Raw genomic sequence first — 12,390 nt, forward strand, 5'->3', positions numbered from 1 at the left:
GTGAAATTCCTTTTTCCTTGATAACAGAGTATATGGAGGAGTAACATGCGTTTACGCGGAAGAAAAGGAATACGGGAAAGTCTGGAAGAACAGCAGGATCTAGTCATCTTGGAGCCGGCACAGTATAAGGGGAAATGGCAGCAGGTTTTTGGTAATGATCGTCCCATTCATGTGGAATTCGGTATGGGTAAAGGGCAATTTATAAGCCAAATGAGCTTCCGGAATCCGGAGGTTAACTATATTGGCTTTGATATGTATGATGAGCTGGTTCGCCGTGCAACAGAAAAGTCTCGTCTGGCCTGGAGTAATTCAGAGGTTGATACGCCGCCTAATATCAAATTGGCACTGGCAAACATTGAACAGATCGAGAATATTTTTGAACCAGGAGAGATTGAACGCATTTATCTGAATTTTAGTGATCCCTGGCCTAAAGCCAAGCATGCACGTCGTCGTTTGACGCATCCGCGTTTTTTGGACAAGTACCGTCAGCTTTTGAACAGCAAAGGACAAATTCATTTTAAGACCGATTCGGAGACACTGTTTGAGTTTTCTCTGAATTCGTTTGCCGATAGCGGTTTGCAGATGACGAATATTTCGTTAAACCTTCATCGTGAGGGGATCAACGAAGAGCATGTCATGACGGAATATGAACAAAAGTTCATGGGCAAAGGTATGAATATTCATCGAGTCGAGGTGCTGATCGGCAAAGATGCTTTGGAAGAGTACGGAAAAACACGTCTCGAAAAGTATGGGAAATAAAAACAGATCAAACGGATAAAATAAGACAGGGTGCTTCCTTTTAGGAAAGCACCCTGTTCGGTTCCAGTATATCCAGAATACTCTGTGCGCTCTGAAGAGGATAATATCGCGCTACATTATGGACGTGCTCCTGTCGCTTGCGGACGATTTCTGGAAAATCGTGTAGCAGTCGGTTCATCCATTTAACGACAACATCCAGCGAAGTAATCGGTTCTCCGAAGCCTTGAGCCGTAAAGTATTGACAATTTTCCTCCTCCTGTCCAGGGAGAGGTTTGTGAAACAGCATCGGAATCCCTTTGGCCAATCCCTCGGTGCATGTCATTCCGCCGGGTTTGGTGATGAGCAGATTCGATACCTCCATTAATTTGTCGATTTCCCGTGTAAATCCGAAGATATGAATATTTGGATGATTAAACCTAGGATCCAATTGCATTTTACGACGAATTTTATCATTATGCCCCAAACAAAAAATAAATTGAATGTTTTCTCTCCACTGAGTAAGCGAACGATGTATGACTTCGTCATTCATAAGGCCCCAGCCGCCACCCATAACGAGTACGGTCGGGATGGGTTTAAGTCCAAATTGTTCTCTAATTTCATCGTGCCCAGGATGTTCCCAAAAATTTGGATGAACGGGAATGCCGGTCACCTGGATTTTCGAGACGGGTACTCCGCGCGCGCGCAGCTTACGCATGACTTCAGGCGTAGATACAAAGTACCGGTCAACCTCGGGACTAATCCATGTTCCATGTGCATCGTAGTCTGTAATGACAGTACAAAGCGGAACATGTAAACCTAAGCGCTTCAAACGTGAAATTACCGCGCTTGGGATGGGGTGAGTACATACCACCAAATCGGGACGAAGCTGCCGGAGAATGTTTCGGGTCTGCGTGTAGAACAGACGGTGCAAAGCGAGCGTTGTAAGACGGTTTAATGATTTTTTGTACTGATGACGGTAAACCAATCCGACTAGGCGAGGCTGCGATACAACAGTCTTCTTGTATGCTGTAATAATAAGCGGGGCCATTCTTGGATTCAAAAAACTCCCCAGCTCCAGCACTCTTGTCTGCACATTCGGAGAAAGCTTCCGCAAACTGCTTGAGAGCGCGTAGGCAGCTTGAGTATGTCCGGCACCGAAACCTTCCGATAATAATAACACTCGTTTTTTAGCCACTCTCATTTCACCTGTTCCTGCTGGGATGTTCTCAATCATACCATATCGGCTTTAAGGCCAGAATGCAACCGTTCCTATTGCTGCAGACGTTCCGATGACCGCTCCTGCGAGTACATCCGTTGGGTAGTGGAGACCCAGATAAATCCGAGAAAAACCTACAATTGTCGCTACAGGCAACAGCAACAGTGTTAGCATCGGTGACTGTAGCATAAAAGGCACGGTAGCTGAAAAAATAGCGGTCGTGTGCCCTGAGGGAAAAGAATGGTCCGACAAGGGGTTGCGGAATGTATTTGTACCTGGTAGCGCCAAATACGGGCGAATCCGCGGATACAGCCTTTTAACGATAGCTACGGGGATGTGACTGACCCCGAGAGCGATGGCTCCCTTCATACCGGAATCTTTCCACGGATTCGGAGCGAGCCACCAAATAAGGAGTGTGGAGGCTATAGTAAAGGTAGCCCCACCTAAATGTGTGAGATAATAAAGCCAGAAGTTCAAAAAACGGTTGTGTAAGCGTCCGTTGATCCATTTGAACAACTGCTGCTCCAGATTTACAAGTTTTACGACTAGACGTTGCATTTGGTTTCCTCCGGTTGCCGGTTCAGGTCAGTCGGCAAATATTTTGAGTCATTTTGACATAATCAGACCATAAGTAATTATTCTCTTGCTCTCATCATATTTTTAAACGCTGTTCATTTCAAGAATCACTAAATATTCATAAATTACTTGGTTCAATTCTACACAGAAATGTTAATGGAATATAAGCCGAATTGTATAACTTTCTTTGCGTTCATCCGTCTAATAAGATAGAGTGTTTAGAAGTGGTTGCTAATTGGCCCACAAAAAGGAGGGACCAAAGAAATAAAAAGTTAGCAAATGGATGAAAATAAGACCTAAGCGTCATGAATGAGAAGCCCAGCGCCGCATTCCCGGTTCAAACGGGAGTTTGTTGTGTTTTTTTGCTGCTGAGACCAGTTTAAGGGCTTTGACAAAAGATTGAAAACCAACGAAAATCGTAATGGCATTCCTGTGTCAGCCAAAAGGGGGCTGCGCACAGCCAATGAAGAAAGCAAGGGTCGGGTCAAAAACTACAGAAAAGGCGCGCAAAGCGCCGCAACTTGCGCTACACAGATAGAAAACAAACAAACGCAAGATTTTAAGGGGTATAAAAAGGGGGTAACAAGAGATCATGTTAGACGCTATTTTCGTGACGCTCCAGATCATACTGGCGGTGATCGCAGTCTATCAGTTTGCATTCTCCTTGTTCGGATTGGTTCGCAAGAAAAGGAAAGAGCACGCGGCTCCAGAAAAATCATTTGCCATTTTAGTCGCTGCCCACAATGAAGAACAGGTTGTCGGAGCATTGATGGAAAATTTGAAGCAACTTGATTATCCGAAGGAACTTTACGATGTGTTCGTAATCTGTGATAACTGTACAGATAAGACTGCGGACATCGTTCGCGCTCACGGCATGAATGCTTGTGAACGTACGAATCCGAATCTGCGTGGTAAAGGCTACGCTATTGAGTGGATGCTCAAGGAATTATGGGCTATGCCGCGCCAATATGATGCTATTGTCATGTTTGATGCTGACAATTTGGCGCATACCAATTTCTTGAGTGAAATGAACAATGATCTGTGTACAGGTGCCCGTGTTATTCAGGGGTACATTGATACTAAGAATCCTGAGGATTCTTGGATTACAGCGGCATACGGGGTATCTTATTGGTACATCAACCGTTTGTGGCAGCTGTCACGTCACAATCTGAACATGGCTAATTTCCTCGGTGGTACAGGCATGTGCTTTGAAACAAATCTGCTTAAGGAAATGGGCTGGGGTGCGACAAGTCTGGTAGAGGATTTGGAATTCACCATGCGCTGCACACAGTGCAACGTATATCCAAGATTTAATTACGATGCCAAGGTATATGATGAAAAGCCGTTGACATTCAAGGCCTCGTCAAGACAGCGTCTGCGCTGGATGCAAGGTCACTTCACTGTTGCTCGTCGTTATTTCTTCCCGTTGCTGTGGCAAAGTATCAAGCATAGAAGCCTGATTAAATTCGATATGGCTCTTTATGGTCTGAACGTGTATATCGTACTGCTCACCTTCTTGATGACAGTAGCGATGTGGATAGATATCGCCTTCTTTGGTGGACCTAATATCGAGAACATCTATGTACAGTTACCAGCTTGGACTGGTGTGATAGCTATTGGTCTGAATGTTGCTACTTTTGTGATCGCAATGATTTTGGAAAAGGTCACATTCAAAAAAGTATATCTGTACTTATTGCTGTTCCCGATCTATGCGATTTCGTGGTATCCGATTACGGTCTATGCGTTCTTTACACAGAACAATAAGCAATGGAGCCATACCCAGCATACGCGTGTCGTTCGCTTGGAAGAGGTTCAAAGTAAGCAAGGTTAATTGGACGGTGAAATAGGACTGAAGATCGGTGTCATTCATTTTTCATTAAAGGGTTGACACCACGATTGCACCGTGATAAGATATTCGAGTATGTTAATTGAAAAGATGGATTAACAAGTAGAAGGTCCGACTTCTCACCTGCCCGGTATTGCCGGCTGGTCATGATCCAATGATTTGTGAATTGAACTTTCATGATGAATTGAGTATCAGACAGGGATGTCGGCTGTGTAGTCGTCATCCCTTTTTTGTGCTTAAACACAATACAACAATAACAGGTTCTGGAGGTGGAGGGTTATTAGTAAGGAACATATGATCAATGATGAGATTCGGGTGAGAGAAGTACGTCTAGTTGGTGCGAATGGGGAACAAATCGGGATTACACCGACGCGTGAAGCTTTGCAAATGGCGATTGACGCAAACTTGGATCTCGTGAACGTGGCGCCTCAAGCGAAGCCGCCCGTGTGTCGGATTATGGATTACGGAAAATTCCGCTATGAGCAACAGAAGAAAGAAAAGGAAGCCCGTAAAAACCAGAAGATCGTTGACATCAAAGAGGTATGGTTCCGTTCCAACATCGAGGAACATGACTACCAAACCAAGTTTCGCAATGTGGTGAAGTTCCTGAATGAAGGGGACAAGGTGAAATGCTCCGTTCGTTTCCGCGGTCGTGAAATTACTCATGCTAATGTGGGTCAAAAAATTCTCGAACGTGTGAAATTGGAAGTTGCTGATCTTTGTACCGTGGAGCGCCAACCCAAGCTCGAAGGACGCAGCATGATTATGATATTGGCTCCAAAGAGTCAATGACAAATTAAGGAGGAAGTTCAATGCCTAAAATGAAAACACATAGCAGCCTTAAAGGCCGCTTCAAAATTACCGGTACTGGTAAAGTAATGCGTTACAAAGCTTACAAAAACCATTTGCTTTCCCACAAATCCAAACGTGCAAAACGCGTTCTGGGTACTAACCCTGAGATGGCACCTGGGGACGTTAAACGTCTGAAACAAGGTCTTGCTAACCTGAAATAGCACTAGCACTGCAATGAATGAAGTATAAACATTATTTGGGAGGTCTATTGATATGGCAAGAGTAAAGGGCGGATTCGTCGTTCGTCGTCGTCATAAAAAAGTATTGAAGCTTGCTAAAGGTTATTTTGGTTCCAAACACCGCATTTTTAAAACAGCTAACGAGCAGGTAATGAAATCGCTTGTTTACGCATACCGTGACCGTCGTCAGACGAAACGTAACTTCCGCAGACTGTGGATCGTGCGTATCAACGCAGCAGCTCGTTTGAACGGTTTGTCTTACAGCAAATTGATGCACGGCCTGAAATTGGCTGGTGTGGACATTAACCGCAAAATCTTGGCTGATCTTGCAGTCAATGATATTAATGCATTCAACTCTTTGGCAACTGTTGCTAAAGGCAAAATCAACGCTTAATTATTAATAATGAAGCGTGGAAACCGCGAAAGTGGTAAAAAGGTATCCCAAGCAGTACGCTGTGTAGGGATGCCTTTTTTTGTACATACTCAATGTTACGGTAAAGACTTCGTTTTCTCCAAAATACGAATAAATATGACGTGAGATGGAAGAATGTATGTTTTTTTTAACTTTGTAGCGCTTACATTGATGGAACTTTAAAAAAAATTGACCCAAGGTTATTAATTGTCTAGATTTTAGCCGATCATAATTGTATAATCTCTAAAGTAAGTCTTCTGTACGATCTGTCTCGTCAGTAAATGACATGCATGAGCATGTACATGTTCAAAGAAAAGAGACAGTCCAGGGATCTAACACTAAGGGGGAACAGTATCAGCATGAAGAAAATGTTCAGTATGTCTTTGGTTATGCTGCTGGCGATCTCGGTCATTCTCGCAGGCTGCGGTAACAAAAATCAAGGTGCGTCCAACGCAAATGGTGGAGACACAGGTGGTTCTGCCAAAACATCGAATGTCCAAATTGGCATGGTTACAGATGTGGGTGGAGTAAACGACAAATCGTTTAACCAATCTGCTTGGGAGGCACTACAAGCCACTGAGAAAGAATCAGGCGCTAAAGTTAAATACCTGCAAAGTAAATCCGATCAAGATTATATTCCTAACCTGAACCAATTTGTTAAGGGTGATTTTAACTTGACTTGGGGAATCGGTTTTAATCTGGCGAATGCGATTGGACAAGTAGCGAAAGACAACCCAAGCAAAAACTTGGCGATCATTGACAGTGTCGTGGATGCGCCTAACGTGAAATCGGTTGTTTTTGCTGAAAATGAAGGTTCCTTCTTGGTGGGGGTTGTAGCTGGTAAACTTACCAAAACAAACAAAATTGGTTTTGTGGGTGGACAAGACAGCCCGTTGATCAAACGTTTTGAAAAAGGATTCGAAGCAGGAATTAAAGCTGTAAATCCAAATGCAAAATTGGAAGTTAACTACACAGGTGCATTTGATAAGCCGGACCTGGGTAAAGCAGCAGCTGCGACGATCTATAACAGCGGTGCGGATATTATTTTCCATGCAGCTGGCGGATCTGGTACAGGTGTATTTAACGAAGCACTCGCACGTAAGCAACAAGGGCAGCAAGTATGGGTTATTGGCGTAGATAAAGACCAATCGCTTGAGTTTGGTGACGACGTAACATTGACTTCGATGGTAAAACGTGTAGATGAAGCTGTAAAACGCGTATCTAAAGAAGTGATTGACGGTAAATTTAAGGGCGGTGTCGAGACACTGGCTCTGAAGGATAATGGTATTGGTTTGGCAGACACATCAACGAAAAACGTACCTAAAGACGTGCTTGATCTTGTAGAACAATACAAGCAAAAAATTATTAAGGGCGAAATTACAGTTCCTTCGAAATAAGTTTGGCTTGAAGAACATATAGGTGGCGACAAGGCTGGTTCATAAGACTAGCCTTGTTCTTACGTCTGGAGTTATATGGATTATAACGGGCAAAATCAGCTCATTGGAGCACATACTATAAAGTGTATAAGGGTGATCTCATGGATGCAGCGACCCCCGTCGTTGAGTTAAAGCAAATTACAAAACGATTCCCCGGCATCGTTGCCAACGACTCCATCAGCATCAAGCTGCATAAGGGAGAAATTCATGCCCTTTTGGGTGAGAATGGCGCGGGTAAATCTACGCTTATGAATATTCTTTTCGGACTGTATCAGCCGGATGAAGGGACAATTGAAATCGGAGGTAAACCCGTACAGATTGATAGTCCAAATAAGGCGATTGATCTGGGGATTGGCATGGTGCATCAGCATTTTAAACTCGTACAGCCGTTTACCGTGACCGAAAATATTGTCCTGGGCTCGGAGCCACGTAAGGGTCTGAAAATCAATTATAAAAAGGCTGCCGCAGAAGTACAGCGGTTGTCTGAGCAGTACGGCCTTCAGGTAAATCCGAATGCCAAAATTGAGGATATATCTGTTGGTATGCAGCAACGTGTAGAAATTATTAAAACGCTCTATCGTGGTGCAGATATTCTGATTTTCGATGAGCCTACAGCTGTACTGACACCGCAGGAGATCACTGAGTTGCTGGACATTATGAAGCGCTTGGTCGCTGAAGGCAAATCAATAATTCTTATTACTCATAAACTTAAAGAAATTATGCAAATTGCAGATACGGTTACGATCATTCGCAGAGGTCAGGTTATTGATACGGTCAAGACGTCTGAAACAACCCCAAATGAGCTGGCTGAGAAAATGGTGGGCCGTCGTGTGTCCTTTAAAGTGGACAAGCAGCTTGCGCAACCAGGACAGACGGTACTGGAAATGAACAATGTAATTTCTAAAAACAAGGATGGCATTAATGTTCTAAATGAGTTGAACCTGCAGGTCAAGGCGGGCGAGATTTTGGGGATTGCCGGAGTAGATGGCAATGGACAGAGTGAGCTGATCGAAGCTTTGACAGGCTTACGCAAGGTGGATGGTGGGAGCATTCGTTTGCTCGGACAAGAGGTGGCCAATCAGCCACCACGCAAAATTTCAGAGGCAGGCGTTTCACATATACCGGAGGACCGTCATAAGCATGGGTTGGTGCTCGATTTTTCTATGAGTGAAAATATGGTGCTGGAGACGTATTACCAGGCGCCTTACAGTAAAAATGGCTTCTTGAACAAAGATGCTATAGAGAAACAGGCCAAAAGTCTTATCGAAAAGTTTGATGTAAGAACACCGGATATTCACACGAAGGCAAGAGCATTATCTGGTGGGAACCAGCAGAAGGCTATCATTGCGCGTGAAATTGATAAAAATCCAGACCTTCTCATTGCAGCACAGCCTACACGCGGTCTGGATGTCGGAGCTATTGAATTTGTCCAGAAACAACTGATTGCCCAACGGGACCAAGGCAAAGCTGTATTGCTCATATCTTTTGAACTGGACGAGATTATGAATGTATCCGACCGAATTGCTGTCATCTATGAGGGCAAGATTGTCGGGGAAGTGCTGCCAGAAGAAACGAATGACCAGGAACTGGGACTGATGATGGCAGGAAGTGCAGTGAAGAAAGGAGTAGAGAATGGCTAATCTATTGAAAATATTCACAAAAGACTCCTTTGTACTGGCGCTGGTCTCTATTATTTTGGGTCTCCTTCTGGGTGCTATTGTGATGCTGATTGGCGGGTATGACCCTATTGTGGCCTATTCTGCTTTGTTTAGCCGTGTATACGGAGATTCCTACAACTTTGGAGAGGCTATCCGTGAGATGACTCCGCTGATTTTAACGGGGTTGGCATTTGCTTTTGCGGCCCGCGCCGGTTTGTTTAATATCGGCGGCGAAGGTCAGTTTCTGGTAGGTATGACAGCTGCTTCGATTGTGGGCATTAAACTTCATGGGTTGCCAGCTATCATTCATGCACCGCTAGCTGTAATTGCAGGTGCAGTTTTCGGAGGTCTGTGGGCTGCGATTGCTGGCTATTTGAAGGCCAAAAGAGGTGTAAATGAAGTTATTACATGTATTATGATGAACTGGATCGGTCTGTATTTGGCTAATTTGGTGATCAATCAGTTCGCACTTATGGATGGCGAAAATCGTTCTGTGGATATTCAGCCTTCTGCTTCAATTTCCATCGAATGGCTGTCCCAGATGATGGGGAATGCTCGGGTACATTGGGGCACAGTTATTGCTGTGCTGGCAGCAGTCTTTTTCTACATTTTCATGTGGAAAACAAAGCAGGGCTATGAGCTTCGGGCTGTCGGATTTAATCAGGATGCATCCCGTTATGCAGGTATGAATGTAAATCGTAATATCATAAAAGCGATGTTTATTAGTGGGGTTTTTGCCGGATTGGCAGGCGCCTTTGAAGTGCTGGGAGTATTCCATTATCAATCTGTCATGGCAGGATCACCGGGAACGGGTTTTGATGGTATCGCTGTAGCTCTGATTGGGATGAATAACCCATTCGGTGTGCTGCTCGGTTCTGTTTTGTTCGGAACGCTTACGTATGGTTCTGCGGGGATGAGCTTTAGCGCAGATGTACCGCCCGAGATTATCCGGGTTGTCATTGGCTCGATTATTTTCTTCATTGCGGCCCAAGGTATTGTACGTTGGGTTGTGAAGCCGCTCTACTCCAAGCGGAAGAAAGAGAAGGTGTTGTAAAATGAGTTGGTTAACACTTGGTGAATTAATCCATACAACGCTCGTTTTTGCGACGGCGATTATTTTTGCGTCTCTCGGCGGAGTTTTTTCAGAAAAATCCGGTGTAACAAACCTCGGGTTGGAAGGACTTATGGTATTTGGAGCGTTTGCAGCGGGTGTTGGCGGATTTTATGCCGAGCAAGCTGGACTAGGAGGCACCTCTGCGGCTTGGGTAGGTGTGCTGTCAGCTGCCGTGTTCGGTATTTTGGTTTCGCTAATTCATGCTGTAGCCTCTATTACGTTTAAAGCCGATCAGGTTATAAGCGGTATAGTTATTAACTTTCTGGCAGCAGGTAGTACACTGTACATGGTTAAGCTTTTATTTGAGGGTGATGGTGACACCGGTCGGATTCAGGGTTTTAACGAAATATCCATCCCTTACCTTGTGGATATCCCAATTGCAGGAAAAGCCTTTTTCCAAGCTTACCCAACGACATATTTAGCCATTCTATTAGTTATTATTGGCTATTTTACTTTGTATAAAACACCGTTTGGCTTACGTTTGCGTTCCGTTGGGGAGCATCCAGGAGCGGCCGATACAGTGGGAATTAAAGTAAATCGTCTTCGTTATATTGGTGTTATGATCAGTGGGGCGTTGGCTGGGATTGGTGGAGCTACAATTACTCTGACTACAACCAACATGTTCTCTCACAATACAGTTTCGGGGCAGGGATATATTGCTATTGCCGCTATGATTTTCGGTAAATGGAATCCGCTCGGCGCTTTCGGCGCAGCAGTGTTTTTTGGTTTTTCACAAGCCATTCGCAACTATGTGCAGCTGTTCGCATGGTCGCAAAGTATTCCCCAGGAAATTATTTTTATGTTGCCGTATCTCCTGACGATTATTGTACTGGTGGCGGCTGTCGGACGTTCACGCGCTCCAGCCGCTTTGGGTCAACTTTATGATCCAAGCAAGCGTTAAAACTTATAGACAGCTAATGTGCATGTTTTGAAAAATGTACATTGGTGTGAGGATTTTGCAAAAATCCCATAAGCGACTTCCAGTGAACAAGATATAGACGAACTAAACCATTTCGATCTATATCTTGCACTTCGGAGCGACTGGAATCGAATTTCGCAAAATCCTGGTGTATAAAAATCTGGTATCTGCATGTGCAGGTACCAGATTTTTTTATATTGTGCAGGCATTTAAACATACGCTACTGGCATGAATGGAATAGACTGTGCTATGCAGATTGGACGGGACGCTCGGCCCCTGTCAGCTCCGGTCTATTTTGTGGTGGTAATGAGCTATCAAGGAGCCGTTCAATCTGTCCATCCGTTGAGAAAGAAGGAGGAAATACGATGAAACAGGCAGTAACCAGAAAGCAGGTGGAGAAGCTTGTCGGCAAAGTCATCTTTGCTACTCGTAAGGATGGTTCCCAGGTCAGCGGCAAGCTGATTCGCATTTCGGGTAACCGACTGGTTCTTCAACCAAACCGCAAGAAAAAGGTAAACACGAAGGCGATTATTCCTCTGGTGCTGTTTGACTTGCTTGCCATCGGCACAGCTCCATACATTGGTGCCTATGGTGGGGGATATGGAGGCTACGGTCCAGGTTATGGAGGACCAGGATATGGTCCGCAACCAGGCCCGTATACAGACGGGGGATACCCCGGAGTAGGATATCCGTATTACCCTAATTTATTTTAGTCATACAAAATTTTGAGCCCGAAAAAGATACTTTTTACAGTGACTTTTCGAGTTCATGGCATCGGCTCAGAGCTACGTATCGCAGTATTTGATATTGATGACGCAGATAAAAATGGATCCCCCTGATATTGTCTTCGTCCACCATAACTTTAGCCCGCTTGCAGCGACGTAGTCGTCCGTAGTGTTCGGCATGCTCCAGCAGTTTTTTTCCGTATCGCATACCTTGATGAGCCGAAGAGATTGCGATCAAATCAATGTATAATAGTTCGCCATGCAGCATAACATGAATGAAGCCAACAACCTGTGCATTATCCGGTCTGCAAGCTACAAAAGTGATGCCCCGGTTTAAGCGCCGGGGTAATTCTTTGCGTATTTGTTTCATTTCTTGGGCACTTAAATGCGATAGGGGGACAAGCTCTTGCTCGATTAGACGAAAGATGATGGTGTCATCTTGAGAGCTGCGTTTTCGAATCATAAACGGGCCTCCTTTTCTACCCTTTTAACAAGATAAGACGTGGCTTTGGAGGAGTGCACTGTCTCACCGTGTGGTCTTTTTTATAATATGCGGGTACCTCTTACAAGCGTGCGACTCTGAGGTGCTTCAGAAAAGAAACATAAATTTTTATGAAATATGGGTATTGACTATCCCAGATGAGAGACATATAATGTGTCTAAACATTTGAAAGAATGACATGAACTCAACGGCAATGAAGAGGACGAAGTGATTAGGG

Annotated in this window: 13 protein-coding genes; 10 read left to right on the top strand and 3 right to left on the bottom strand. The window is 44.4% G+C overall.

Annotated elements, in window-relative coordinates:
- Positions 1-45: 45 nt before the first annotated feature.
- A complete protein-coding gene (gene trmB, locus NSQ58_RS21105; RefSeq protein ID WP_341058155.1) occupies positions 46-759 on the top strand; it encodes a tRNA (guanosine(46)-N7)-methyltransferase TrmB in 714 nt (237 codons plus the stop codon).
- 40 nt (positions 760-799) lie between these two features.
- On the opposite strand, the gene NSQ58_RS21110 is transcribed toward trmB, so the two are convergent.
- Together NSQ58_RS21110 and NSQ58_RS21115 are read right to left on the bottom strand one after the other, a co-directional pair.
- On the bottom strand, positions 800-1,933 hold the full coding sequence (locus tag NSQ58_RS21110; protein ID WP_023987753.1) for an MGDG synthase family glycosyltransferase: 1,134 nt from the start codon (positions 1,931-1,933) through the stop codon (positions 800-802).
- Between the two features lie 51 nt (positions 1,934-1,984).
- Positions 1,985-2,512 (bottom strand): phosphatase PAP2 family protein, encoded by a 528-nt coding sequence (locus tag NSQ58_RS21115; RefSeq protein WP_013309376.1) that lies wholly within the window; start codon positions 2,510-2,512, stop codon positions 1,985-1,987.
- Between the two features lie 610 nt (positions 2,513-3,122).
- Between NSQ58_RS21115 and NSQ58_RS21120 the strand changes: the two genes are divergently transcribed.
- From NSQ58_RS21120 to NSQ58_RS21160, 9 genes are all read left to right on the top strand, one after another.
- Positions 3,123-4,361 (top strand): glycosyltransferase family 2 protein, encoded by a 1,239-nt coding sequence (locus NSQ58_RS21120; RefSeq protein ID WP_023987754.1) that lies wholly within the window; start codon positions 3,123-3,125, stop codon positions 4,359-4,361.
- A 309-nt stretch (positions 4,362-4,670) separates the two neighbouring features.
- Complete coding sequence (infC, locus tag NSQ58_RS21125) at positions 4,671-5,168, top strand: translation initiation factor IF-3 (RefSeq protein ID WP_013309378.1); 498 nt, start codon at positions 4,671-4,673, stop codon at positions 5,166-5,168.
- Positions 5,169-5,188: 20 nt separating this feature from the next.
- A complete protein-coding gene (gene rpmI / locus NSQ58_RS21130) occupies positions 5,189-5,389 on the top strand; it encodes a 50S ribosomal protein L35 (RefSeq protein ID WP_013309379.1) in 201 nt (66 codons plus the stop codon).
- 52 nt (positions 5,390-5,441) lie between these two features.
- On the top strand, positions 5,442-5,801 hold the full coding sequence (rplT, locus tag NSQ58_RS21135) for a 50S ribosomal protein L20 (RefSeq protein WP_007429517.1): 360 nt from the start codon (positions 5,442-5,444) through the stop codon (positions 5,799-5,801).
- A 377-nt stretch (positions 5,802-6,178) separates the two neighbouring features.
- Positions 6,179-7,216 (top strand): BMP family lipoprotein, encoded by a 1,038-nt coding sequence (locus NSQ58_RS21140; protein WP_023987755.1) that lies wholly within the window; start codon positions 6,179-6,181, stop codon positions 7,214-7,216.
- Positions 7,217-7,356: 140 nt separating this feature from the next.
- Positions 7,357-8,895 (top strand): ABC transporter ATP-binding protein, encoded by a 1,539-nt coding sequence (locus NSQ58_RS21145; RefSeq protein ID WP_023987756.1) that lies wholly within the window; start codon positions 7,357-7,359, stop codon positions 8,893-8,895.
- On the top strand, positions 8,888-9,967 hold the full coding sequence (locus NSQ58_RS21150; protein WP_013309382.1) for an ABC transporter permease: 1,080 nt from the start codon (positions 8,888-8,890) through the stop codon (positions 9,965-9,967). Before NSQ58_RS21145 ends, NSQ58_RS21150 begins: the two co-directional genes overlap by 8 nt.
- A 1-nt stretch (position 9,968) precedes the next feature.
- Positions 9,969-10,928 carry an ABC transporter permease gene (locus NSQ58_RS21155; RefSeq protein WP_010349245.1) on the top strand — a complete coding sequence of 320 codons (960 nt, stop codon included), beginning with the start codon at positions 9,969-9,971 and terminating at the stop codon, positions 10,926-10,928.
- Positions 10,929-11,311: 383 nt separating this feature from the next.
- Positions 11,312-11,659 carry a hypothetical protein gene (locus NSQ58_RS21160; protein WP_023987757.1) on the top strand — a complete coding sequence of 116 codons (348 nt, stop codon included), beginning with the start codon at positions 11,312-11,314 and terminating at the stop codon, positions 11,657-11,659.
- A 34-nt stretch (positions 11,660-11,693) separates the two neighbouring features.
- Here NSQ58_RS21160 and NSQ58_RS21165 read toward each other — a convergent pair whose 3' ends face one another.
- The gene (locus tag NSQ58_RS21165; RefSeq protein ID WP_023987758.1) at positions 11,694-12,134 is read right to left on the bottom strand and encodes a GNAT family N-acetyltransferase; all 441 of its coding nucleotides are present in this window, start codon (positions 12,132-12,134) and stop codon (positions 11,694-11,696) included.
- Between the last annotated feature and the right edge of the window lie 256 nt (positions 12,135-12,390).

Origin of the sequence: Paenibacillus sp. FSL M7-0134 (assembly GCF_038007865.1) — a bacterium.
GTDB classification, from domain to species: domain Bacteria; phylum Bacillota; class Bacilli; order Paenibacillales; family Paenibacillaceae; genus Paenibacillus; species Paenibacillus polymyxa_B.